This window comes from Paraburkholderia guartelaensis (assembly GCF_004353905.1).
Classification (GTDB): domain Bacteria; phylum Pseudomonadota; class Gammaproteobacteria; order Burkholderiales; family Burkholderiaceae; genus Paraburkholderia; species Paraburkholderia guartelaensis.
On the sequence record NZ_SMOD01000018.1, the window covers coordinates 17178 to 40675 of the forward strand.

26 protein-coding genes are annotated in these 23498 nt (G+C 63.6%); 13 read left to right on the top strand and 13 right to left on the bottom strand.

Annotated elements, in window-relative coordinates; genetic code table 11:
• Window positions 1-111: 111 nt before the first annotated feature.
• The 3 genes from E1N52_RS22895 to E1N52_RS22905 all read left to right on the top strand — a co-directional run bounded on the left by E1N52_RS22895 (window position 112) and on the right by E1N52_RS22905 (window position 2175).
• Entirely contained in the window at window positions 112-633 is a 522-nt protein-coding gene (locus E1N52_RS22895) for an SRPBCC family protein (RefSeq protein WP_133185019.1), read from the top strand.
• Window positions 630-1643: a zinc-dependent alcohol dehydrogenase family protein gene (locus E1N52_RS22900; RefSeq protein WP_133185020.1), complete on the top strand. Its 1014-nt coding sequence runs from the start codon at window positions 630-632 to the stop codon at window positions 1641-1643. The genes E1N52_RS22895 and E1N52_RS22900 overlap by 4 nt, the downstream gene beginning before the upstream one ends.
• A 220-nt stretch (window positions 1644-1863) precedes the next feature.
• Window positions 1864-2175, top strand: coding sequence for a high-potential iron-sulfur protein (locus E1N52_RS22905; protein WP_133185021.1), 312 nt, complete (start codon window positions 1864-1866; stop codon window positions 2173-2175).
• Window positions 2176-2491: 316 nt separating this feature from the next.
• On the opposite strand, the gene E1N52_RS22915 is transcribed toward E1N52_RS22905, so the two are convergent.
• The gene (locus E1N52_RS22915; protein WP_246089178.1) at window positions 2492-4684 is read right to left on the bottom strand and encodes a glycoside hydrolase family 28 protein; all 2193 of its coding nucleotides are present in this window, start codon (window positions 4682-4684) and stop codon (window positions 2492-2494) included.
• A gap of 537 nt (window positions 4685-5221) precedes the next feature.
• Here E1N52_RS22915 and E1N52_RS22920 point away from each other — a divergent pair.
• Window positions 5222-5713, top strand: coding sequence for a glycoside hydrolase family 24 protein (locus E1N52_RS22920; protein ID WP_133185023.1), 492 nt, complete (start codon window positions 5222-5224; stop codon window positions 5711-5713).
• Between the two features lie 231 nt (window positions 5714-5944).
• Here the strand turns inward: E1N52_RS22920 and E1N52_RS22925 are convergent, their stop codons facing one another.
• Together E1N52_RS22925 and E1N52_RS45290 are read right to left on the bottom strand one after the other, a co-directional pair.
• Window positions 5945-6322 carry a cupin domain-containing protein gene (locus E1N52_RS22925; RefSeq protein ID WP_133185024.1) on the bottom strand — a complete coding sequence of 126 codons (378 nt, stop codon included), beginning with the start codon at window positions 6320-6322 and terminating at the stop codon, window positions 5945-5947.
• Between the two features lie 83 nt (window positions 6323-6405).
• On the bottom strand, window positions 6406-7248 hold the full coding sequence (locus tag E1N52_RS45290) for an AraC family transcriptional regulator (protein ID WP_133185025.1): 843 nt from the start codon (window positions 7246-7248) through the stop codon (window positions 6406-6408).
• Window positions 7249-7554: 306 nt separating this feature from the next.
• Between E1N52_RS45290 and tatA the strand changes: the two genes are divergently transcribed.
• A complete protein-coding gene (gene tatA / locus E1N52_RS22935) occupies window positions 7555-7782 on the top strand; it encodes a Sec-independent protein translocase subunit TatA (protein WP_133185026.1) in 228 nt (75 codons plus the stop codon).
• Here the strand turns inward: tatA and E1N52_RS22940 are convergent.
• Window positions 7779-8429: an ureidoglycolate lyase gene (locus E1N52_RS22940; protein WP_133185027.1), complete on the bottom strand. Its 651-nt coding sequence runs from the start codon at window positions 8427-8429 to the stop codon at window positions 7779-7781. The two genes, tatA and E1N52_RS22940, sit on opposite strands and share 4 nt — an antisense overlap.
• A gap of 141 nt (window positions 8430-8570) precedes the next feature.
• On the opposite strand from E1N52_RS22940, the gene E1N52_RS22945 reads away from it, so the two are divergent.
• Window positions 8571-9440, top strand: a complete 870-nt coding sequence (locus E1N52_RS22945) for a LysR family transcriptional regulator (RefSeq protein ID WP_133185028.1) — start codon at window positions 8571-8573, stop codon at window positions 9438-9440.
• 102 nt (window positions 9441-9542) lie between these two features.
• Window positions 9543-9905 (top strand): BON domain-containing protein, encoded by a 363-nt coding sequence (locus E1N52_RS22950; RefSeq protein ID WP_133185029.1) that lies wholly within the window; start codon window positions 9543-9545, stop codon window positions 9903-9905.
• A gap of 62 nt (window positions 9906-9967) precedes the next feature.
• Here E1N52_RS22950 and E1N52_RS22955 read toward each other — a convergent pair whose 3' ends face one another.
• Window positions 9968-10288, bottom strand: coding sequence for a DoxX family protein (locus tag E1N52_RS22955; protein ID WP_133185030.1), 321 nt, complete (start codon window positions 10286-10288; stop codon window positions 9968-9970).
• 1 nt (window position 10289) lies between these two features.
• Window positions 10290-10670, bottom strand: coding sequence for a DUF4267 domain-containing protein (locus E1N52_RS22960; protein ID WP_133185031.1), 381 nt, complete (start codon window positions 10668-10670; stop codon window positions 10290-10292).
• A gap of 114 nt (window positions 10671-10784) precedes the next feature.
• On the opposite strand from E1N52_RS22960, the gene E1N52_RS22965 reads away from it, so the two are divergent.
• The gene (locus E1N52_RS22965; protein ID WP_133185032.1) at window positions 10785-11381 is read left to right on the top strand and encodes a TetR/AcrR family transcriptional regulator; all 597 of its coding nucleotides are present in this window, start codon (window positions 10785-10787) and stop codon (window positions 11379-11381) included.
• A gap of 120 nt (window positions 11382-11501) precedes the next feature.
• Here E1N52_RS22965 and acnB read toward each other — a convergent pair whose 3' ends face one another.
• Together acnB and E1N52_RS22975 are read right to left on the bottom strand one after the other, a co-directional pair.
• Window positions 11502-14087 carry a bifunctional aconitate hydratase 2/2-methylisocitrate dehydratase gene (acnB, locus tag E1N52_RS22970; protein WP_133185033.1) on the bottom strand — a complete coding sequence of 862 codons (2586 nt, stop codon included), beginning with the start codon at window positions 14085-14087 and terminating at the stop codon, window positions 11502-11504.
• Window positions 14088-14266: 179 nt separating this feature from the next.
• Complete coding sequence (locus E1N52_RS22975; RefSeq protein WP_133185034.1) at window positions 14267-14653, bottom strand: DUF3175 domain-containing protein; 387 nt, start codon at window positions 14651-14653, stop codon at window positions 14267-14269.
• A 157-nt stretch (window positions 14654-14810) separates the two neighbouring features.
• Here E1N52_RS22975 and E1N52_RS22980 point away from each other — a divergent pair, with 157 nt between their 5' ends.
• Entirely contained in the window at window positions 14811-15101 is a 291-nt protein-coding gene (locus E1N52_RS22980; RefSeq protein WP_133185035.1) for a hypothetical protein, read from the top strand.
• 370 nt (window positions 15102-15471) lie between these two features.
• On the top strand, window positions 15472-15783 hold the full coding sequence (locus E1N52_RS22985; RefSeq protein WP_165979430.1) for a hypothetical protein: 312 nt from the start codon (window positions 15472-15474) through the stop codon (window positions 15781-15783).
• 28 nt (window positions 15784-15811) lie between these two features.
• Here the strand turns inward: E1N52_RS22985 and E1N52_RS22990 are convergent, their stop codons facing one another.
• Together E1N52_RS22990 and E1N52_RS22995 are read right to left on the bottom strand one after the other, a co-directional pair.
• Entirely contained in the window at window positions 15812-16093 is a 282-nt protein-coding gene (locus tag E1N52_RS22990) for a hypothetical protein (RefSeq protein WP_133185037.1), read from the bottom strand.
• Between the two features lie 48 nt (window positions 16094-16141).
• A complete protein-coding gene (locus E1N52_RS22995) occupies window positions 16142-16933 on the bottom strand; it encodes an SDR family NAD(P)-dependent oxidoreductase (RefSeq protein ID WP_133185038.1) in 792 nt (263 codons plus the stop codon).
• A gap of 147 nt (window positions 16934-17080) precedes the next feature.
• On the opposite strand from E1N52_RS22995, the gene gcvA reads away from it, so the two are divergent.
• Complete coding sequence (gene gcvA, locus E1N52_RS23000) at window positions 17081-18019, top strand: transcriptional regulator GcvA (protein ID WP_133185039.1); 939 nt, start codon at window positions 17081-17083, stop codon at window positions 18017-18019.
• Here gcvA and E1N52_RS23005 read toward each other — a convergent pair.
• Together E1N52_RS23005 and E1N52_RS23010 are read right to left on the bottom strand one after the other, a co-directional pair.
• Complete coding sequence (locus E1N52_RS23005) at window positions 18016-18846, bottom strand: alpha/beta hydrolase (RefSeq protein ID WP_133185040.1); 831 nt, start codon at window positions 18844-18846, stop codon at window positions 18016-18018. The two genes, gcvA and E1N52_RS23005, sit on opposite strands and share 4 nt — an antisense overlap.
• A 28-nt stretch (window positions 18847-18874) precedes the next feature.
• Window positions 18875-19486: a LysE family translocator gene (locus E1N52_RS23010; RefSeq protein WP_414695303.1), complete on the bottom strand. Its 612-nt coding sequence runs from the start codon at window positions 19484-19486 to the stop codon at window positions 18875-18877.
• Between the two features lie 182 nt (window positions 19487-19668).
• Between E1N52_RS23010 and E1N52_RS23015 the strand changes: the two genes are divergently transcribed.
• Both E1N52_RS23015 and E1N52_RS23020 read left to right on the top strand, forming a co-directional pair.
• The gene (locus E1N52_RS23015) at window positions 19669-21072 is read left to right on the top strand and encodes a sugar porter family MFS transporter (protein ID WP_133185042.1); all 1404 of its coding nucleotides are present in this window, start codon (window positions 19669-19671) and stop codon (window positions 21070-21072) included.
• A gap of 97 nt (window positions 21073-21169) precedes the next feature.
• Entirely contained in the window at window positions 21170-21430 is a 261-nt protein-coding gene (locus tag E1N52_RS23020) for a hypothetical protein (protein ID WP_133185043.1), read from the top strand.
• Window positions 21431-21439: 9 nt separating this feature from the next.
• Here E1N52_RS23020 and prpR read toward each other — a convergent pair whose 3' ends face one another.
• On the bottom strand, window positions 21440-23401 hold the full coding sequence (prpR, locus tag E1N52_RS23025) for a propionate catabolism operon regulatory protein PrpR (protein WP_133185044.1): 1962 nt from the start codon (window positions 23399-23401) through the stop codon (window positions 21440-21442).
• Window positions 23402-23498: the final 97 nt, after the last annotated feature.

A 23498-nucleotide genomic window follows, 5' to 3' on the forward strand; every position in this document is an offset into this window, starting at 1 on the left:
AACACGGTTTATGACGGAAATAATGAGCCGCGATTGGATTTATTTCAGCATAGCCCGCATGATTTCTCGTGTCCACCGCACCTAAACCGACAGCATCGAAAGGTAACGAACATGAACGAGATTTTCTGGCCCGAAGACTATTTGCCCGGCACGACCGATAACTTCTGTTCCAACGAAGTGATCGTTGCGGGCCTCTCCACCGCCGACGTCTGGCCGCTGCTGAACTACGCGACCGTGTGGCCGAGCTATTACAGCAATTCCGCGGATGTCGGCTTCCACGACGGCCTGGGCCCCGAACTGAGCGCGGGCGCGCGTTTTCAGTTCAAGACTTTCGGCTTTCCGGTGCAGGCCAAAGTGACCGAGCACGTGCCGCCGGCCGCGGGCCAGCCCGCACGCGTGGCGTGGCACGGCTGGGCCGAGGGTGACGCAGAAACGCGCCTCGATGTGATCCACGCGTGGCTCATCGAAGACCTTTCCGGCGGCCGCGTGCGTGTGCTCACGCAGGAATCGCAGAAGGGCAAACCGGCTGTGACGCTCGCGAAAACGCGCCCGAATCCGATGATCAACGGGCACCAGGACTGGCTCGACGGCCTCGTCGACGCCGCGCGCAAGGCGAAGGGAGCACGGCAATGAAGGCCGCTGTGGTGCGTGCGCCGGGCGGGCTCGACCGCATCGAGCTGCGCGATATCGCCGAGCCCGGCGCCCCTGGCGCCGGCGAGATCCGCGTGGAGCTTCACGCCACGTCGCTCAATTTTCACGATCTGCTGGTCGCCAACGGCGCGATCCCCACGGCGGATGGGCGCGTGCTGATGTCCGATGGCGCGGGCGTGGTGTCGGCGGTCGGCGCGGGCGTGACGGAATTCAAGCGCGGCGACCACGTCGTGTCGTGCTTCTTCCCGCAATGGGCGGACGGTTTGCCGTGGCAGGCTGTGGGCAACTTCGCGCAGACGCCCGGCGACGGCGCGGATGGCTTCGCGACTTTGCACGCCGTGCGGCCCGCGAGCGCCTTCACGCTCGCGCCGCGCGGCTGGACCTACGCCGAGGCGGCCACGATCACGACGGCGGGGCTTACGGCATGGCGCGCGCTGGTGGTCGACGGCGGCCTCAAGGCCGGCGACACCGTGCTGACGCTCGGCACCGGCGGCGTGTCGATCGCAGCGTTGCAGATCGCACGGATGATGGGTGCTTCCGTCATCGTCACTTCATCTTCGGACGAGAAGCTGGCGCGTGCGAAGGTGTTGGGCGCCGACCAGGTGGTCAACTACCGGCAACACGAAAAGTGGGGCGCGCTCGTGCGCGACATGACGGGCGGCAAGGGCGTGGATCACGTGATCGAAGTCGGCGGGCCGGGCACGCTCGCGCAGTCGATCGATGCGGTGCGCGTGGGCGGCCACATCGCGCTGATCGGCGTGTTGACCGGACGCGAAGGCACCGTGCCGACTTCCGTACTCATGGCGAAGCAGGCGCGCCTGCAGGGCTTGATCGTGGGCAGCCGCCGACAGCAACAAGACTACGTCGCGGCGCTCGACCAGGCCGGCATTCGCCCCGTGCTCGACCGTACGTTCGGGCTGGACGAGCTTGCGGATGCGTTTCGTCATCAGCAGGCCGGGGCGCATTTCGGCAAGGTCTGCGCGGCGTGGTGAAGCCAAGGCGGCGCCGATGTGGTGCCGCGTTTCCGCTCGTCATGAAAATTGATTTGCATAACGAATTAAATAAAGAAGCATCCGATGCACAATGTTTCCGTTCTTTACAACGCATCACGAAGTGATATAAATAAATAGCACACGGATAAAACGCGAACGAATCGGCCAGCTGATCAGCAACAACGAGAGCCGGGTACGTTCCATGCTCAGGAGCCCCACCATGCCGCTTTCCCGTCGTCGCTTCATGATCCTTGCCGCCTCCGTGGCTTCCACGGCGGCGCTTTCCACCGAATCGCGCGCCGACGCGCCGGTGCTCTCCGAGAGCGATCCGACCGCCATGGCGCTCGGCTACAAAACCGACGCGAGCAAAGTCGACAAGACGAAGTTCCCGCGCTTCCAGGCGGGACAGACCTGCGCGAACTGCCAGCTGTTTCAGGGCAAGCCGGGCGCGCCGAATGGTCCATGCGCGACCTATGGCGGCAAGATCGTCGACGCCAAAGGCTGGTGCAATGCCTACGTGAAGAAGGCTTGAGCCATGCCCCGCGAGGGGTAAGCTACAAGCCATCGAGCAATGAGTTTCGGGAGGCAGCATGAAGGCGGTGTGCCCGCTGCATGGGCCAACGACCATCGTCGGTACGAACGCGTACGGGTTTCCGGTATATGCGTGTTGCCGCGACGACATTCCCTTTGTCATGCCGCCGGACGCCTGTACGCGCGAGCCGGGGCAGTCCGGAGATGAACCGGCGCCGAAACGCCGGCAACCTCCGGCAGACAAGGAACCACACTGACGAACCGATCGCCGCGCACACGGAACGCGCTTGCCCGCGTCCGTGTGCGTTGCGTCGACATCAGGTCGCCGGTGCGGTCAGCGACGTGTTGTACGTGGTGCCCGCGATCACCACATTGGTCAGCGTAATGCCGCTCACGTTGCTCGCGAAGACGGGCCCCGGCGCAGCCGTCGCCGATGTCGAGGGCGTGGTCGGAACCGCGCCCGTGCACACCGGGTTGCCGAGGTTGCAGTTCGAGATCGTGACGCCGCTGATCGGACTCACGGTCGGCACCGGCAGCGGACCGTTGTAGTCGACTGCCTCGGGCCCCTGCATGACGATCGCCTGGAAGCACGAGTTCGACCCGGCGACGAAGCCAGAGGGCATCGAGTAGGACACCGCGCCCGACACGTTGCTCGCGTTCACATTGGTGATGTTGATGTTGCTGATCACCGACGGACTCCAGCGCACCGCGTCGCCGGACGGGCTGTAATCGCAGTCGAACGTGATCAGGCCGCCCTGGCCCGTCGACGGGTTCGTTGCGAGACCGGTCGTGCCCGTGCCCGTGATCTTGCTGATCGCAGCGCCTAGCGAGCCGCCGCCGTATTTCCCCGCGAGGTTCACGCCGTTGGCGAGCGTCACGCCGTTGATCCAGACGTTGTTGATGAAGCCGCCGCGGTTCATGTTGCTCTTGAAGCGCAGCGCGATATTGAGCGGGTTGCTCGCCCAGTTCTCGTTTTGCATCGTCAGGTTGCGGGCGTAGACGTTGCGCACGCCCGCGCTCATTTCGCTACCGATGGTCAGGCCGCCGTGGCCGCTTTGCATCGTGCAGTTCTGCACGACGATGTTCTGCATCGGACCGTACTCGGTGTCGAGATACTTGCCGGACTTGATCGCGATGCAGTCGTCGCCGGTGTTGAACTGAACGTTTTGCACCAGCACGTGATTGCACGCGTCCGGATCGAAGCCGTCGTTGTTCGGTCCGATGCTGTCGGAAAACACGCCGTCGATCACCACGTTCGTGCAATCGGTGGGATGGTGCTGCCAGAACGGCGTGTTCTGCGTGTGGTAGTTCTGCAGGTACACATTCGTGCAGCCGATGAACTCGATCATGCAAGGGCGCAGATAGTGACCGTTGCCGAAAATGCGGTTCTCGATAGGCACGCGCAGTTCGGAGAGCGCGGGCAGATAGTTCTGGTCCTGGTTCCAGCCCGTGCCCGTGAGCAGGGTCATCAGCGAAGTCGTCACGCCGTACTGATTCGTGAAGGAGACGTTCGCCTGCGGGTTCTGGATCTGGCCAGCGGGGAGGCTCGTTAGCGCGACGTTGTTCGGATTCACATAGGCCTGCGACGGCGTCGAGGAACCGGCGCAGCCGTATGTGTTGCTGCTTCCCTTGTAGGTCCACCAGCACGAGGTGGGCGCCTGGGTGCTCAGTTGCATCGGCGTCATCGCCTGACCGTTCAGCACGCAGGTGTTGTCGTCGGCGGTGAGGGCAATGTTGGTCTGGCGGAATGCGTAAATCGGCGAGCCGAAATTCAGGCAGTCGTTCGCCTGCCAGCGCGTGTGATACAGATTGCCGTTCGCCGTCTTGTACGGGCCGGTTTTCGCATAGTCCGCAGGATTCGGACTGAAATAGATCGTGCAGCCCGATTCCAGGTGCAGGTTCACATGGCTCAGCAGCACGATCGGACCGCCGCAGTACCAGTTGCCCGCCGGCACCACCACGCGGCCGCCGCCGGCGCGACTCGCGTCGACAATTGCGGTATTGATCGCGGTGCAAGAGTCGTATTGCGTGCCCGTGTAGTCGCACGGCACCATCACGCCCGAGCCCGGGCTTTGCAGGTCGCTGGTCGGATGCGCGGTCTGTTCCGTGCCACCCGTCACCCATGGAATCTTGCCGCCGGGCCACGCGGTCGACGTAATCAGCGCGGAGGCGGGGAGTGTGCGCGCACCGTAGCTCGTTACGTGAAAGTCGGCGCGGGAGAACAGCGAGCGATCGACGTGGGCAAGCCTTCTGATGATCGCCGTGGCCTGGCCGTCCGGGCCCCAGATCGGGTCGCCGGCGGCGTGGCCGGGCGGCTGTGGAATCGTTCCTCCGAAATTGGCGGGCGTGGGAAACATGGAATCGGCTGCTGCCGCTCCGCGGCTGGCGGCGAGGAGGCTAGCGCCTGCGGACGCGCCGGCAAAGGCCATGAACGCGCGCCGTTTGGGCGAGGCGGGCGCATGGTTGTGGGCTTTGGAGGGCAGGGGATCGTCATGGTCATGTGTTGCCATTTGATTCGTTCTCCTATGTTGTCTCGCTGGATTGTTTTGCTGAAGGGGGCGTGGCTCGACTTCGGCGGCGATTGGGCCGCGTGGCGACGCAAATGCGAACGGGAGAGGCACGGTTACAGCGGCGAGATCGAACAGGAGCGGCTGACTCGATCACCATGGATATTGTTGTCAGACGACATCGAAATCGTCAATCAGATTTATCTAGGTGGTGTACCTGGGTCTCTGGGATATGCCCGAGATATGCCCTATGCCTGCGGGTAGCTTACGGTTTCGTAAATTTGTCAGACGAGCGGGGTGTTCTCGGACGCGACGAGCGTGAGCAGCGGTGCGGCTGACTCGCCTGCAAACCTGTGGTGGTCTGCTCGCGGCCACTGTTCGGCTTCGCACATAACGATGAAAGAGCGGCAACCGATTGTTTCTCGGCAATCTAGATTATCGGTAGGACTCTTATCGATTGCATCTCCAATCGCCTGTGACTGTCGATCTCGCCTGCTGAGTGATCGTCACGAATGAAAACGTTACAACATGGAGGATGCTATGCCGTTCATATCTGCTTCCGCCGCTGGCGGCGAAAACCGCTGCGCGTTTCTCGACATGATCGCGTTTTCGGAAATCGGACCGCAGTTGCTCGCGGCCTCGGACAATGGCTACAACGTTCTGGTCGGCTCGACACCCTCTCGTCCTTTATTGTTCAACAGCTACGCGAAGCATCCCGACGTTTTCAATCCCGCACTCGATTCGACTGCGGCGGGCCGATATCAACTGCTGTTCCGCTACTACGCGTATTACGAGTCGCTTCTTCATTTGGCAGACTTCTCGCCAATGAGCCAGGACCTCATCGCGCTGCAGCAGATCCGCGAGCGCGGCGCGCTTGTGTCGATCGACGGCGGCGATCTCGATCACGCCGTCTTTCTTTGCAGCAACATCTGGGCAAGCCTGCCGGGCAACCACTATGCGCAGCACGTCAATCCGTTGACGGCGCTCCAGACTGCGTACGCATCTGCGGGTGGAACGGTTGCTGCTGTGTGAGGTGGACGAATCAGTAAAAGGTGCGACGACCTGTCAGCAGCATTGAGTCCACTTAGGCTTCGGATACGACCAGGATACCGGATAAGGGACTTGTCAACGGAATCGTTTGGACAGGAACCGACCGCATCGCGGATATGAAAGCGGTAATCAGCGCGGCATTGGGGCCGATGTGGATCTTTCTGGGCGCTGGCGAGGAGAAACGGTAAAGATCCTCTGCTCCGTGTCGCTGCGTCACGCATCGCCTGTAGGAACGATTCCCTTCGCCTCGACCATCAGGATCACCGTTTTCTCCGGCGCTCGCGGGCGATGCAGCAAACCTTTACGCACGACAAACGCTTGCCCCGGGTTCAAATCGACGACCCGGTCTTCGAGATCGATCAGGAAGTGTCCGCTCACGACATAAAAGAACTCGTCCTCTGCGTCATGTTTGTGCCAGTGATATTCGCCCTGCACGACACCCAGCCGGACCACGGACTGGTTCACCTCACAGAGCGTCTGGTTGTACCAGGGATGGCTGTTTGCCGCGACGAGGGCGGGCACGTCGATGATTTCGTCGAAGGCGTAGAGGACGTCAAGGCGCGTCAAATAAGGAAAAGTATCGGTGCTCACATCGATCTCCAGGAACGTTGGTTCGTGTCGAACATGCGAGCCACTTTAGGCCGTGGCAGCGCCGTGGGTCTTGTACCCGACCGTCAATCTTTGGTACGGGAGCGATCTTCGAGCAACTGCGCGCGGTACGCGCCCGGTGTCAAACCCATCCTGCGCCGAAAGACGCGCGTGAAGTGGCTTTGGTCGGTGAAGCCGGCGGCCTCGGCAATCGCTGCGAACGAAAGGCGTCCGCGGGCTAATTGAGCACATGCGAAATCGAGCCGAAGCTGGCGCACGTACTCACCGACTGTACAGCCAAAGTGCTTGCGGAATTCGCGCGCAAGGTGGTCGGCAGAAACATGGTTCTCCGAAGCAATTTCCTCCAGTGTCAATGCTTCACGGAAGCGATCGTGCAGCAAGGCTTCCACGCGAGCGAGCCATCGACGCGAACCGCCAACCGTCGCCGCACGCGGGACGGAGCGCTCGCACGCGGCAAGGAGTTCGAGTACCAGCCCTTCGACTGCCAACGATGTCGCCGAATCCTGCTCACGGCATTCGCGAACCAGACGACGCATGAACGACAGCGGTGCGCCGCTTGCAAAGTCATCCGGACGATCGAGGACCCGGGTCCGCCCTCCAAGGCACTGTGCCCACGAGGTTGAAAACTCGAGATGGAGTGCCTTGCCACCGGCCCCGTACCAGCTATTTGCATGGGGCACGCCCGCGGGGAAAAACGTCAGTGACATCGGCCCGTCTTCGCCACGGCGGGCCGGCCAGGATCGCGTTCCGAAGCCGTTCAGCACGAAACAGAAAAACGGGTTCACATGCTCGTGCTGCGGGATGATCAGATCCGTGGCGAAATCGGTCTCCACGAGCGAGATGCTGTCATTGCCGTATCGCAGGAAAGTGGTGCCGAAGTAGTCGCCCGGTTCAAGGACCCTTAGCATGGGAGGGCTCCAAAAGAGATGTTGCAGCGGATATTAAACGCTTCTCTGGCACCGTTTGAAAGGCGGTCATGCGCCGGCAGCGCTGAGGCCGTGCGCGCGCGAACACGGCCCCCTTTGTATATGCGTGTATCTACAGGGCGCATGCGTACATGCGCTTACAAAACCGCCGTTTCAGGAAACGAGCGAGACACATCCGCGCGTTCCAATACGCCTGCAAAACAGCGGTTTATACGCCGGGTCGGGCCGCAAGGTTCATGTCATTCGTCGCAAGCGATGCGAGCGACGGCAAAGAGAGGGTTTTCAGCGATGGGTTCATTGAGCATTTGGCACTGGATGATTGTTCTTCTGATCGTGGCACTGGTTTTCGGTACGAAGAAGCTACGGAACGTCGGGGGCGATCTGGGCGTCGCGGTGAAGGGATTCAAGGAAGGCATGGCGCAAAGCGAAACGCCTGAACGGCAGCCTGCATTGCTGCACAGCGATGCCGTCGACACGGAAGCAAAGGACGTGACCCGCTCGAGCGACATCCGCTAGTCACGCGCGATTGCGGCCTCCAGAAGACAGCCAAACTCTGTCGCGAATTCGACCGAGACGCGCGCATGGACAGCGCCTTGTTTGTCGAAGAAGCGCTGCGTCCCGTCGAGCGTGAACACGCCTTCGTGCCAGATGTTGGGGTGGATATAGAGACCCTGCTGTCCGTCGAAGCGGAAGCACACGAACTTCTCCGGCGTAATGTCGTCGCCCGGCAGTGCCAGCGGAACGTAGAACGGGCGGTGATCGAGCGGAAAGAACAGTTGTCCGCCGTCGGGGTGATAGTTCGCATGCCATATCAACATGCGTTCCGGTGCGGCGGCGCTGTCTTCGCGTGCGTCGTCCGGCTCCGTTGCGTAGGCGAGAACGTAGTTGCCGCCTACCGCTTCGTTTCGACCGTAGAGAATGTCGCCGCGCCATTCGCTGACGAACGTGCCTTCGGTCGTGCCCGCTTCGTCGCCGGTTCCCGGGTCGATCGGTCTTGATCCCACTGCGGGCCACTGAACGATTTCCACCTCGCAAGCGTGCGGGTCGTCAACGAGTTTGCCATAGCCATTCAGCGTTGCCGCAGTCGCGTCGACCACGGGCATCGCCACTCGCCGCAGGCCCCGAGGGAGGGCGGGATTGAGGTAGTCGATCTCTTTGCTCATATGAATCTCATCAGGAATCAAAAGGGCGGGTAGCCAGAACCGCAACGGCACCGAGCTTAGAGCGCGTACCCGCTGGCAGTCAAATTAATACCAGTGCTATATTTTCGCATCGAGATTTATAGGGTGAGGTTCGAGGTGGCGATGCGCTATTTCCAGCTCAGGGCGTTCGATGCGGTTGTGCGCGAGGGCAGTTTTTCGAAGGCGGCCAATCTTCTCGGGCTGACGCAACCAGCCATCACGGCGCAGGTTCGTAATCTCGAAGAGGATTGCAAGCAGGCGTTATTTATCCGCACGAATGAGGGCGTTCAACCAACCGATGCCGCGAAGCCGCTCTTCGAATTGACCCGCCAGATGTTTTTGGCGGAAGAGCAGATCGAGGACATGGTGAGCCGGGCGACGAGGTTCCAGCACGGCAGCCTCAAACTTGCCGCCGATGGCCCACAGGTGGTGCTTCAGGTGGTGGCAGCCTTTCGTGCGCAGTACCCCGACATCGAAATTTCGGTCTCGTTCGGAAGTCAGCGCGAGGTCTGGGACGATCTGCTCGCGTATCGGGTCGACGCGGTGGTCATCGGCAATGCCAGGAGCGACGCCCGTGTGGCGTCGATTCCCGTCGCGCGGCAAGACATGCGGGTTCTCGTGCCGGAGCATCATCCGCTTGCCGCGGCTGAAAGCGTGTCCCTCGGCGATCTCGCTGCGTATGCCGTAATTCGCCGGGAGGCGGGTTCGAACACCCAACGGCTTGTCGACGAAGCCTTGCGGCGCGCCGGGATGTCACTGCCGACAGCGATGAAACTGGGTAGTCGCGAGGCGGTTCTCGAAGCCGTCCGGCAAGGCCTCGGCATCGGATTCGTGCTCGAGCGCGAGATTCCCGAGGGTGCGCGTTCCGTTGCCATCCCGGTGGAAGAGCTGCGCGGCTGCAATATTGATTCGGTGGCGTGCCTTCACAGCCAACGCAAACGTGGGATCGTGCAGACCTTTCTGGCCGTGGCGGCGGCATCCGCGGCCGTGTAGTGCGACGGCGCAATGCGAGCGCCTTCGGAGCGGTTGATTGCCTGGAGGTGCAATATGGACGGCGGCCGGCGCGTCCCTGCGCGGCAATGTCAGGAGTGGGTCATGAAATCGAATCTGCGATGCGCCGTGCTTGCGTCTTTTCTGTTGACCGCCGCTGGCATGGCGCATGCCCAAACGGAAAATGCGCCGACGGACGCGTCGATGGCGCCGAGCACGACCCAGGCGGCGCCCAGCGAGAAGAAGGCGGACCGCGCACTTGCCCGTGCCGTGCGGCGCGCGTTGTCGAGGGCGCAGGGATTCAACGTGTCCGGCGTTTTCGTTCGTGCGCGCAGCGGCGCTGTGACGCTGAGCGGCACGGTTCGCACTGGCGACCAGATCCGCCAGGCGGAAGAGGTTGCGCGTTCGGTGCAAGGCGTGAATTCGGTGTCGAACAAGCTAACGCTCTTTCACGGCGGGAAGGGCTGAGTACACCACGTTGGCATGCGCACGCTGATTGTGCAGGATGTGCAGATCAGCGTGCGGCCCTCTCAATACGAGAATCCGGCTAGTGCGATCACGGCGACAAAAACACCAAGCGGCACAAGGTGCGAAAAATCGCGGTGACGCAGAACGGTCAAGACCGCCGCTGCAATGATTAGCGCTCCGAGCGCGAGGCCAATCATGCGAGTTGCCGGTAGCGCAATCAGAACGGCGGACAACATCTCCAGTGCGCCGGTCAAACGACCCCACCAGCGCGGGAAACCCCACCGGGCGTAATCGCTTTGCGACGCGGGCGTGCCGATCGCGTTGAAGAGACCTGCGCCAAAGAAGCCGGCGACGAGCAGCCAGATCGAAAGTGTATGGACCATCTCAGCGCGCTCCCATCATCATCGAAATCGCCGTAAAGACCATCAGCGCGGCCGTCGCGCCATGCATGCCGAAGGCGCTTTTGGTGGAGCCTTTCGCGGCAAGAATGAGCAGCATGTCGCCAACAGGGATGACGGCTTCCACGAGCAGGACGACGCCGACCCAAAGCGGCGTGCCCCACACCATGAACGCCAGGACCACCAATCCCGACGCAATGTCGCGCACACCCTTGAGCCGAAGCCACCAGGCGATATTGGCGCCGCTTTCTGGAAGCGGCAGGCCGAAACTGCGTGTCGCGGCCAGCGGCCTCACAAGATAGTGGGTGCCGATCGCGAGAATCGCGAGGGCAAGGAACAGCGCCAGTCCGAACGAAAACCCATGCATTGCAGAGTCCTATGCTTCGTGGTGTAGTGACGGAATATAATCTAGCAATGCTAGTTTTTCAAGCTTCCGTATCATCACGGGCATCGGGACCATTCGGGGTAGGAGGATGAAAAGTTGAGTATTGCCGAGCGCAAAGGCAGGCAACGGGCTGAGCGCGAGTCCCGCATCGTCGCGGCTGCGCGCCTGATCGCGGAGCGGGACGGATGGGATGCCGTCACGGTTCGCCGCCTCGCCGAAGAGATCGAATACAGCCAGCCCGTCCTCTACTCGCATTTCGAGAATCGGGACGCAATCGTGGCAGCCGTTGCAGTCGAGGGCTTTCAGGAACTCGCAGTGGCGCTACGGGAAGCGGCGCATGGATCGGCGGGGCAGGAAAACGCCCTAGAGAATGTCGCCATGGCCTATCTCGGCTTTGCCGTACGGTGTCCCGCGCTCTACGAGGCGATGTTCACGCTCCCGACCGAACTGCGGTTTGCCGACGCTGAAACCCGACCGGAATTGCGGGCAGGTTTCGAAGCGCTCGCGTCGGTCGTCGCGCCGTTCAGCGCCGATGTCGAGAACGTGACCGAGACCTTTTGGGCAGCCCTGCATGGGCTCGCCGAACTCGAACGTTCAGGCCGAATCCGGCCCGGTGCGCGGGTTGAGCGCATCATGCTGGTCGTCCGGGCAGTCATCGCTTCGCGAAACAGCTCGCTCGACCCCGGCTCATAAGGCAGCACCTCGACGAACCAAATAAAAATGGCGCCGCAGGCATTCAGCCTGCGGCGCCATGGTCCGGCGCTACGGCGCAGATCTAGAACAACAGTTCCGCGCCGTACTCCAGCATCACACTTACATCGTCACCGTATCGGCCACTTCCTTGAAGTCGGCGATCTGGTCGAAGTTCATGTATTGATAGATCTTGTCGCCATTGGCGTTGAGCACGCCCATATCGGCCATGTACTCTTCCTTCGTCGGGATCTTGCCCAGACGCGAGCAGATCGCCGCCAGTTCCGCCGAGCCGAGGTACACGTTCGTGTTCTTGCCCAGACGGTTCGGGAAGTTACGCGTCGAGGTCGACATGACCGTTGCGCCTTCGCGCACTTGTGCCTGGTTACCCATGCACAGCGAGCAGCCCGGCATTTCGGTACGCGCGCCAGCCGTGCCGAACACGCCGTAGTGGCCTTCTTCGGTCAGCTGCTTCTGGTCCATCTTGGTCGGCGGAGCGACCCACAGCTTGACCGGAATGTCGCGCTTGCCTTCGAGCAGCTTCGATGCGGCACGGAAGTGACCGATGTTGGTCATGCACGAGCCGATGAACACTTCGTCGATCTTCGCGCCGGCAACGTCCGACAGCGTCTTCACGTCGTCCGGATCGTTCGGGCAGGCCACGATCGGCTCATGCACGTCGGCCAGGTCGATTTCGATGACGGCGGCGTACTCGGCGTCCGCATCCGGTTGCAGCAGTTGCGGGTCGGCCAGCCACGCTTCCATCGCCTTGATACGGCGCTGCAGGCTGCGCGGGTCCTGGTAGCCCTGGGCGATCATCCACTTCAGCAGCGTGATGTTGCTGTTGAGGTATTCGATGATCGGTTCCTTGTTCAGGTGGACCGTGCAACCGGCGGCCGAACGCTCAGCCGACGCATCCGAGAGTTCGAACGCTTGCTCGACCTTCAGATCGGGCAGGCCTTCGATTTCGAGAATGCGGCCCGAGAAGATGTTCTTCTTGCCTTGCTTGGCAACCGTCAGCGAGCCTTGCTTGATCGCCCACAGCGGGATCGCGTTGACGAGGTCACGCAGCGTGACGCCCGGCTGCATCTTGCCCTTGAAGCGCACGAGCACCGATTCCGGCATGTCCAGCGGCATCGTGCCGGTGGCGGCCGCGAAGGCGACGAGACCCGAGCCTGCCGGGAAGCTGATGCCGATCGGGAAGCGCGTGTGCGAGTCGCCGCCGGTGCCGACGGTGTCGGGCAGCAGCATGCGGTTCAGCCACGAGTGGATCACGCCGTCGCCCGGACGCAGCGCGATACCGCCGCGGTTGCTGATGAAGTTCGGCAGCGTCTGGTGCGTCTTCACGTCCACCGGCTTCGGATAAGCGGCCGTGTGGCAGAACGACTGCATGACGAGGTCGGCCGAGAAGCCGAGGCACGCCAGGTCCTTCAGTTCGTCGCGGGTCATCGGGCCGGTCGTATCTTGCGAGCCGACCGAGGTCATCTTCGGTTCGCAGTACGTGCCCGGACGCACGCCCTGGCCTTCCGGCAGACCGCATGCGCGGCCGACCATCTTCTGCGCGAGCGAGAAGCCCTTGCCGGTATCGGCCGGGTTTTGCGGCAGGCGGAACAGCGTCGACGGAGCCAGACCCAGCGCTTCACGCGCCTTGGCGGTCAGGCCGCGGCCGATGATCAGCGGAATGCGGCCGCCGGCGCGCACTTCGTCGAACAGCACGTCGGACTTGACCTGGAATTCGGCGATGACTGCGCCGTTCTTCAGTGCCTTGCCTTCGTACGGGCGCAGTTCGACCACGTCGCCCATTTCCATCTGCGACACGTCGAGTTCGATCGGCAGCGCGCCGGCATCTTCCATCGTGTTGTAGAAGATCGGGGCGATCTTGCCGCCGAGGCACACGCCGCCGAAGCGCTTGTTCGGGATGTAGGGGATGTCTTCGCCCGTGAACCACAGCACCGAGTTGGTCGCCGACTTGCGCGAGGAGCCGGTGCCGACCACGTCGCCCACGTAGGCGACCAGGTGGCCCTTTTCCTTCAGCGATTCGATGAACTTGACCGGGCCGCGCTTGCCGTCTTCTTCCGGCGTGATGCCGGGACGGGCGTTCTTCAGCATCGCCAGCGCGTGCAGCGGGATATCCGGGCGGGTGGTTGCGTCCGGGGCCGGCGAGAGGTCGTCGGTGTTGGTTTCGCCCGTCACCTTGAACACGGTGATGGTCAGGCTCTGCGGCACTTCCGGACGGCTCGTGAACCATTCGGCGTCGGCCCAGCTTTGCAGCACGGCCTTTGCGTTGGCATTGCCGCTATCGGCCAGTTCCTTGACGTCGTGGAACTGGTCGAACATCAGCAGGGTTTTCTTCAGCGCATCGGCGGCAACGGTGCCCACTTCGGCGTCGGACAGCAGCGCGATCAGCGGGGCGATGTTGTAGCCGCCCAGCATCGTGCCGAGCAGTTCGGTGGCGCGAGCGCGCGAGATCAGTGCGCAGGCGGTTTCGCCCTTGGCCACGGCGGCCAGGAACCCGGCCTTCACGCGGGCGGCTTCGTCAACGCCTGCCGGCACGCGGTTGGTGATCAGCTCGACCAGCGTCTGCTCTTCGCCAGCGGGCGGATTCGTCAGCAGTTCCACCAGTTCGGCGGTCTGCTGAGCCGTAAGCGGCAGGGGAGGAATGCCGAGCGCGGCGCGTGCGGCTACGTGAGCGCGAAAATTTTCAAGCATTGGGGGACCTACTGGTATTGCGTTTGAAGGCGAAGGCTTTTCAGGCACTCCGAGGCTTTTCCAGGCACTGCTTTGATCGCGATTTTAAGCGCAATACGATATAACGTCAAATGTCTTATGTCTTATATAAGAGTTGGCCGCGACGCCGATGGCTACGTGAAAAAGCCTGCGATTTTCCTTCAGGGCTTGCGTCCGAACGCTTCCCGAAGCTTTCCTTTCGCTTTCGTGAGTGTGTCGCGCCGCGATTTGGGCAGATTTTTGCCCGCGCGGTTGATGTAGAAGTTCAGCATCGACATCGCCGACTGAAACGGCGTGCCCTTGCGCCGCCGGCTGTGCAGCGCCGACTCCTTGAGCGAGCGGGCGATCGCTTCGGCGCTGCCGGACTTGAATACACCGGACTCGATGTCCATGGCGTCGCTCGTCTCGTTCACGTGCTTCGACCACTTGTTCGTGGCGGCGCTCGTGGCGCTTTTCGTGTGACTTTTCGCGGCGCTCGCGTGGGCATGACGCTGACGCGCGGGGCGGCCGCTCTTGCGCCGCGTAGAAGGATGCTGGCTCGTGCTCATGACTCCTCCCATCAGACGATTCTCCCGCTGCGCAAATGCGATACCGTCTGCGCAATGAACCGAGGTCCGGCACGCCCCATGCGACCGCGTAGGCGTGCACGCGCGCGGTGTGAGGAAAACGGATCGCGCGCAGAACCGGCAAGGGAGGCAGTCGATCATGAAGTCAACTCCACGCTACGAAGTGAATGTCTGCGGAGGCGATTTCCAGCATGTCAGGGAATGCTTTCGCGAATGGAAAAACGAAACGCTCATCTATCGAAAGGACCAGAAGATGTTCGAGGGACGCAACGAGGTGCGTCCGCTGGAAAAGCGCGAGTACGACAACACGGAGCAGGCCCGCAAGGCGCTGCAGAACGCCTGCAGCCCGCAAGATCGCTATGCGCTGGCTGCTGAAGTCAGCAACGGCGAACGCGACATGTGGATCGTGATGGCGGCTTACAGGGAATAGCTGGACGTAGCAGCGGCGCGGGACAGTGCGCGGCAGGCAAAAGCGAATGACGGGGCAGACGGCAAGGAGGTAGAAAACGGGGGTAGAAAAATTACAAGCGCGGTGGGCGGATTTGCAACTGCCGCGCACAAGGGAGGGATCAGATGAAAAGCACTGCGAAATCGGGTGCATATCTGGCCAGGCCGCGCGCCCGTTTGTGGGTCCGCTCGTGGCCGCGTTTGTGGCTGCTCGGCGCGGCCGCGCTGGCGCTCGGCTGTACGGCCTGCAAACGTGCGGACGAAGGGGCGCGGCCACAAACCCAGGATTCTTCGAGTAGCCAGATGTCGGCGCCAGCCGTCGCGCAACCAGCGCCGGCGAGTGGTCCGAAATCATGAACAGGATGCCTCGCATCCACACCCTTAAGGAGCGGATGATGGGTCTTTCAACACAAAACCCCAGGCCGGATGAGGCCACCGAAACCGGCGACGAACTCGCCACCGGCAAGCAACCGGCGCAGGAGAAACCCGCTCGGGGTGCGCCGGGCAGCTTTGATCAACCGGAGTCGCGGCCCGAGTTCATGCCGCGTGAGGGCGGCCCGCATCCAGAGCAGACGGCAGAGGTGCCGCTCGGCCACCACGGCCGGGCGGAGCCACCAGGGTCGTTCGGGCACAACAGTGCGCCCGTGAAAAGAAAGGGCGGTTAGTCATGCGAAGCAATAGGAAGCGCTAGCTTCAAACGGCTTCGTACACGCGCACTTCGGGCACATCGTCCAGCAGCGGCCCGAGTGCGCCGACGACATCCGTCGTGAACAACGCGCTTTCCAGGTACGCCTGCGCATGCTCGACGCTATCGAAGCCGTGCAGCACCTGCACGTCTGCTTCGCGCACGAGCAGTTCCTTCGATTTCGCGCCCGCTATCGTTTCGAGAAACGGCGTCTTGTACTGCCGGTAGACGCCGGCGGCGGCCGCGCGTTTGCTGGCGGCGATCTTCAGGGTGATTTGCAGATAGGCCATGCTGTGCTCCTGTGTGTCGTGTCGAAAAATCGATACGCCGCTCGCGCTTCAGGCGTGGCGGCCGGCCATCACGCCGCCGTCCACGGGCAGCACGGTGCCCGTGATCCAGGAGGCGTGAGGCGAGGCGAGAAAGAGCATGGCCTCGGCAACATCCGCGGGCTGGCCGTTGCGCCCGAGCGGATGGAACGCGTTGAACCCAGGCAGCGTCCTGCTGACCTCTTCCTCGGTCATGAACGTGCGATACACCGGCGTTTCCACGACGCCTGGCGCGACGGTATTGATGCGGATATTCGAGGACGCCAGTTCGATGGCGAGATTGCGCGTGAGCGCATGCACGCCTGCATTGGCCGCGGAGTACGCCGCGGAAGGCGTGGCGCCGATGGCCTGCAGCGCCCAGAGCGAACCCGTCTGCACGATTGCGCCGCCGCCACGCTTGAGCATCGCCTTTGCCGCCGCCTGCGCCATGAAGAACTTGCCTTTGAGGATCGTGTCGAGAAAGCCGTCGTATTCGGTCTCCGTCACATCGAGAAACGCTTTGGGCCGGAAAATGCCGGCGTTGTTGATGAGAATGTCGACACCACCGAAGGCCTCGGTCGCGAGGTCGACGAGCGCAGTCGCGGTCGCGGGCAGCGCGATATCGCCGGCGTGAATGCGCACGTTGGCGCCCGAAGCGTCGATTTGCGCAGCCGCTTCGCGCAGCTTCGCCTGGTCGCGCCCGCCGATGACGACGCGCGCGCCGCCCTTCACGAGGCGCGCGGCGACTTCCTTGCCGATGCCGGAACCGCCGCCGGTGACGATCGCGACCCTGGACGTAAAGTCAAAAGAAAAACTATGGTTCATGATGGACTCCTCGAAGCTATGGAATAGGGGCGACGCCAACGGCAATCGATGTGCCGTGCACGTCGTCAATGCCACTCATTCTGTTCGCGTCCGCATGCACCCACAAATCAGATATTCTGTCTCCTATTGATAGAAAATATTTAGATCATGAAGACGCCGGTCTACCTCAACGCCTTGCGCGCATTCGAAGCGAGCGCGCGGCATCAGAGCTTTTCCGCCGCGGCGGCCGAGCTGAACGTGACGCCTGCCGCCGTCGGCCAGCTTGTACGCAGTCTCGAAGACTGGCTCGGCACGCCCTTGTTCGTGCGCGGCAGCGGCGGCAGGGCGCGGCTGATGGTGACGGAGGCGGCCGAGCGCGCGCTGCCCGACATCCGCGCGGGTTTCGATCGCTTGAGCCTGGGGCTGGAGCGCCTGAAGGAAGGATCGGCGAACGGCGTGCTGACGGTCACGGTGAGCCCGGCGTTTGCCGCCAAATGGCTTTTGCCGCGCATCGACCGCTTTCAGGCCGCGTGGCCGGACACCGACGTGCGGCTGGACACGAGCCTGAAACTGCTCGACTTCGTCGCGCAGGGCGTCGATATCGGCGTGCGTTATGGGGCCGGCGCGTGGCCTGGGCTCGTTGCCGAAAAGCTCATGGACGAGGAGATCTATCCCGTCTGCTCGCCGGCCGTGCGTCGATCCGGCAAATGGCGCGCGCCACGCGATCTCACCCGCGCGCCGCTCATTCACGACCTCTCCGTGGACAGCCATGCGGGCTTTGCTTCATGGCACGCGTGGTTCGAGAGTGTGGGCGTGACGCCCGCATCGGCGAGCCGCGGCATGAAGATCAACAATTCGGCGGCGGTGCTGCAGGCAGCGATAGAAGGGCACGGTGTCGCGCTCGCGCGCAGCGTCATGGCGCGCGACGACCTCGCGGCCGGGCGGCTCGTGCGCCTCTTTCCGGAGGTCGCCTTCACGTCGGCGCTGGCGTATTACGTGGTCTATCGCCCTGAGTGCGCGAGTCTGCCGCGCCTGACGGCATTTCGTGACTGGCTAAGAAGCGAGGTGCGGGAGGAGGTGGGGCGCCCGGCGCGGAAACCCCGCTAAGGCGCGAGCATCCACGCCGTGATGCCGTGCACGACATCGCTTTCGATGCCGTTGAAGCCGTGATACGCGGACGCCCCGCACGGGTCGCCCCGCGAAGTTCCGCCGGAGACGAGCATCAGTTTCGTTCTCGGCGATTGCGTGAGCTTTTGCATGAGCGTGTCCGTTTCGGAAACCGGACACACCTTGCAGGCGTCGTCCTTGTTGTGCACCACGAGCACGGGAATCTTGAGCGCTGAGAGGTTCATGCCCGTGACCGGATCGCCGCCGCGATTTTCGCGCAGGATGGTCGAGGTGAGCACGATGCCGTCCGGGCCAGCGCTGGGGTTGCTGTCGTTCGCAAGAGCAATCGCGATGGCCGCGACCGACTGCGTGCCGCGGCTCGTGCCGACGAGCCAGACCGGCACGTGCAGTTGCTCGCGCAGCCATGCGATCACGGCGCGCGCGTCCGCAGCGTGTTCGGGCGTGAGGCGAAAGCCGTCCAGGTAGGGCGGCGATTGCCGGTCGCTCGGTGCGTCGATGACCGCCACGGCAACGCCGTCGTTCACGAACAGCATGCGGGTGCGCACGAGAAAGTTGTTGGCGCCCCAGCCGAAGCTTCCCTGCGGGTCCAGTTGCAGGCCGCCGTGCCCGCCCGCGTAAAGAATCGCGGCCGCCTTTGGCGCCGCCGGCGCAATGAAAAGGAAGCGCTGGGTGACGCCGGGCCGGGTAGGAATGTCGACGACCCTGGGCGCGCTTTGCGCGTGGGCCGGCAAGGACGACGCTGCGAGCACGAACGCCAGCGTCAAAGCCGACGCCAGCGGCGCGGCGCGCAGCCATCGCGAAGCCATGCGCCCGCTCATGGCCGCGTGACCCCGCTCAGCGCCCTGCGAGCATGCGCCCGCCGAGTCCGATCAGCACGACGCCCACCACCGAGTCGAGCGCGGCTTTGCGCCGGACGAGGAACTGGCGCACGGTGGGATGCGAGGCGAGCAGGGCCATCGAGCAATACCAGGCGCAGGAGATGAGGATCGCGATCACGACGACCGCCACTTCGAGCCAGCGCGGTGCGGCAGCGGGCACCATCAACGCGAAGATGCTGCCGTAGAACGCAATGGCCTTGGGATTCGTCATGCTGACGACGTAGCCCTTTTTCGCGGCGGCCCAACCCGAAGCGCCCGCCTGCGCGGCAACCTGCAAGGGCTGTCGCGCGGTGAGGAGCATCTTCGCGCCGAGCCAGATCAGATAAGCCGCCCCTGCGATGCGCAGCCCGGTGCCGATCCAGGCCACGTGGGTGACGATCAGGCTCAGGCCCGCGATGGCGATCCATGCCCACGTGCCGGAGGCGGCGGCGAGGCCGAGACCGGTCGCGAGCCCCGCGCGCCGCGAAGCCACCGCCGTGGAGGTGACGATGACGAAGTTCGGACCGGGGCTGGCGACGCTCAGCAGCAGGACGCCCGAAAGCGCGAGCAGGACATTGAAATAGTTCACGATGGCAGGTTCCGCGGCAGGTTCGATGCGCTCTCAATCGGCGCATCGTCGAGGTTGTCATGATACTCCGTGCGCCTCTCGCGGCACGGCGCTTGCGGAACGGCCCACGCCACATCGCTCAAGCAAGGTCGCGCGCGCAACTCGTGCCGTGACCTGCACGCACTTGCGCAGGAGTCTTCGAAATGGGTTCATACGCCTCGCATTCTCACCACGGCTTGTACGCAAGCACGCGCTCGCGCATCTGGATGACGTGTGCCATGGCCGCACTGGCCGGCTTGCTGTTCGGTCTCGACATCGGCGTGATCGCCGGCGCGCTGCCTTTCATCGCGAAAGACTTTCAGGTGAACGACCACACGCAGGAGTGGATCGTCAGTTCGATGATGGTGGGTGCAGCCGTTGGCGCGCTGGCTGCCGGCTGGCTCTCGTTCCGGCTCGGGCGCAAATACTCGTTGCTGCTCGGCGCCGCGCTTTTCATCGCGGGCTCCCTGCTGTGCGCGAGTGCGCCCAATCCGGCGTTCCTGATCGGCTCGCGTTTCGTGCTCGGCGTCGCCGTGGGCATCGCGACGTTTACGGCGCCGCTCTATTTGTCGGAAATCGCGCCGGGGCAGGTGCGCGGCGCCATGGTGTCGGCGTATCAGTTGATGATCACGGTCGGCATTCTGATCGCGTTTCTCTCCGATACGGCCTTCTCGCCTTCGGGCGCGTGGCGCTGGATGCTCGGCGTCGTCGCCATTCCGGCGGCGCTATTTCTGTTAGGCATACTGACGCTTCCGCGCAGTCCCCGCTGGCTCATGATGAAAGGCCGCAACGACGAGGCGCGCAAGGTGCTCAACAGCCTGCGCACCGAAACGGCCGTGGTGGAGCGGGAGATGAGCGATATTGAGCGTCAGCTCGAAGTCAAGGAGCAAGGCTTCGCGCTCCTACGCACGAGCCGTGATTTTCGGCGCTCGCTGGCGCTGGGTGTCATGCTCCAGGTCGTGCAGCAGCTCACCGGCATCAACGTCGTCATGTATTACGCTCCGCGCATTTTTGGGCTGGCAGGCTACAGCGGACATCAGGCGCAGCTATGGGGCACCGTCATCGTAGGCGCGGTCAATGTGATTGCAACGTTCATCGCCATCGGGCTGGTCGACCGCTGGGGGCGCCGTCCTATTCTGCTTACCGGATTCGGCGTGATGACGCTCGGCATGGGCGCGCTTGGCTGGCTCCTCAAGCTCGGGGTGGTCACACACACGCAGCAGCTTGTGGCTGTTGCGATGCTGCTCGTGTTCATCGCGGGGTTCGCCATGTCGGCGGGGCCGATGATCTGGATTCTCTGTTCGGAAATCCAGCCGATCAAGGGACGCGACTTCGGTATCGCGGCCTCGACCTTTACCAACTGGGTCGCCAACACGATTGTGGGCGCAACCTTCCTCACGATGCTCAACTCGTTCGGCCACGCGCAGACGTTCTGGCTCTACGCGGCATTGAACGCGGCGTTCATTGCGTTCACGTTCTGGTTCGTGCCGGAAACGCGCGGCGTGCCGCTCGAAACGATCGAGCAGAATCTGCTGGCGGGCAAGCCGCTGCGCGAGATCGGGCGTTGATCAGTCGAAGGAAAGCGCACGCTCAGACGCCGGGCACGCCGTTTGCGGCATTGCTTCGCCGCGCGCGGCGCGAGAACCCACGCCAAGGACAGCAACCATGTATGCGACGAGACCCTGCACCACGACCTGCGTCATCGACGGCGCGCCGGTGACCTTCACGTTCTACCCCGACACCGGTGTGCTGCGCGTGTGCGATGCCGTTGGCCATTGCCTGCGCGAGGACCGTTGGCGAGGGAGCGGGGCACAGCTTTTGGACGCGATCCGCGAACTCAGCGGTGCGAACCCGATCGATGCGATCGCGAGCCCGGCCGAAGCTGCCGCCGCGCCGGCTAACGACACGCACGTCGAAGCCGCTTGACGGTTCGGTTCAACTATCCTTCATCAAACGCCAAAGCGTCGTGCGGCCGATGCCGAGCGCGCGGCTGGCGGCTGCGCGATTGCCGCCGTGCGCGGCGAGTGCGCGCTCGACGTCTTCCCGTGTGACCGGCGTGGCGGCGTCGCGGCGCGCGCCGTTCGAGGCAGTCGCCACGCGCCGCGGCGTATCGTTCACTTCGTCGTTCTGTGCGAATTCCGGAAATACATCGTATAACGAACTATTGTCGTACGTGCCGCCGGACTCATCAGCGAGGAAGATGGCCGCGCGCGCGAGCAGATTCTCGAGTTCGCGAACATTCCCCGGCCACGCATAGCTCGCGAAGTGCGGCGCGAACAGCGTAAGCACGCGCTCGATCGCGGCGGCACGCAAGGCGTAGCGATCGGCCATGCGTTCGAGCAGATGGCGCGCGAGCGCGGCGATGTCCTCCCGGCGCTCGCGCAAGGGCGGCAACGGAATATGCAGCAGATTGAGCCGGAAATACAGGTCGGCGCGGAACGCGCCTTCCTGCACCAGCGCGCGCAAGTCGCGGTGCGTGGCCGCGATCACGCGCACATCTACGGGCGTTGCGCGGCTGGCGCCCAGCTTCATCACCTCACGCTCCTGGAGCACGCGCAGCAGGCGGCTTTGCAGCGCGGGCGGCATCTCGCCAATTTCGTCGAGAAAGATCGTGCCCGTATGCGCGATTTCCACGAGGCCCGGTTTGCCGCCGCGCCGCGCTCCGGTGAACGCGCCTTCCTCGTGGCCAAACAGCTCGCTTTCGATCAGCCCCTCGGGCAGCGCCGCGCAGTTGAAGGCAACGAATGGATTGCCGCGCCGCCGGCTCGCGTTGTGGATGCCCTGCGCGACGAGTTCCTTGCCCGTGCCGCTTTCGCCCGTGAGGAGCACGGTGGCGTCGTGCGCGGCGCTCATGGCCGCGAGGCGCCGCACGCGCGCCATGGAGGGCGCAACGCCGACCAGGTCGTCCAGTTCGTAGCGTGCCACGAGGTGCCGCGGCCGCTGGGTCGTGCGCAGTGACCGGTCGATGCGCTGCGCGACGAGCGCATCCTGCGCCGTGACCACCGCGCCCGAGCGCGCGCCTTGCTCGACGATCGGCACGCAGCTCACGATCAGCGAGCGCCCGCCGATCTGCTCGATGCGCTCATCGACTGCCGCGTCGCTGCCGGCCACTTCGTGCAGCAGCGGGCCCACTGAGCGGACCAGTTGCGCGCTCACATCACGCGCGCGGTCGAGACCGAGCAGATCGAGCATGGCCGGATTGACCGCTTCGAGCTGACCGGCTTCGTCGAATGCGGCCACTCCGTCGCGCAGGTGCGCAACGATCGTGTTCAGGCGCACGCGCTTGGATTCCTTCTGGCGGCTCACGCGTGCCAGTTCCACCGAGCGCTCGAACGCCTCGTGCACCGCGCCCAGCGAGTACAGGAACACGCTTTCGAGCCCAGCCGCCTGGGCGAGATCGCAGGCCATGCCGGGGCCGATGATGACGCGGCAGCCCTCGGTGGCGAGCGCCGTGACGGCGTCGCGCACTTCGTCCACCGTGCGATAGGCGCGCTGCGTGAGGCGCAGGTTGAGCCACGCGCCGAGGTCGGCGAGTTCGTGCGAAACGCTCTCGTGCAGGATCAGCCCGATCGGCGCGCCGGGCCAGGTGGCGTTCGCGTGCGTGATGCCGGCCAGCACGTCGAAGCCGTTCACCTTCACCATGACCACGGGCACGCTCAGGTTGTCGCGCAGGTACGCGCCGTTGGACCCGGCGGCGAGCACCACGTCCACGGTGCCGGCTTCGATATACGGCTGCAGCGCGGTGACGGCGTCGCCATAGCCTTCGCGCACGTTGAAGAAGCGCGCCTCGCTGGCATAGCGCGGGGCAACGGTCTCGCAGAGATTGCGCAGCCGGCTGATGCTCACGAGCGCGATGCTCGGGCGGCTGGCGGTCTGGGGCAAATTGGGGGGAGGCACGACGGAATCCTCGGCGCGAAGGTGGGTGTTCTGGAACGTTCCGTGAAACGTTCCAGATATTGTGGCATGAAACGCCGTTCGTACGCAGGGGCTGCCT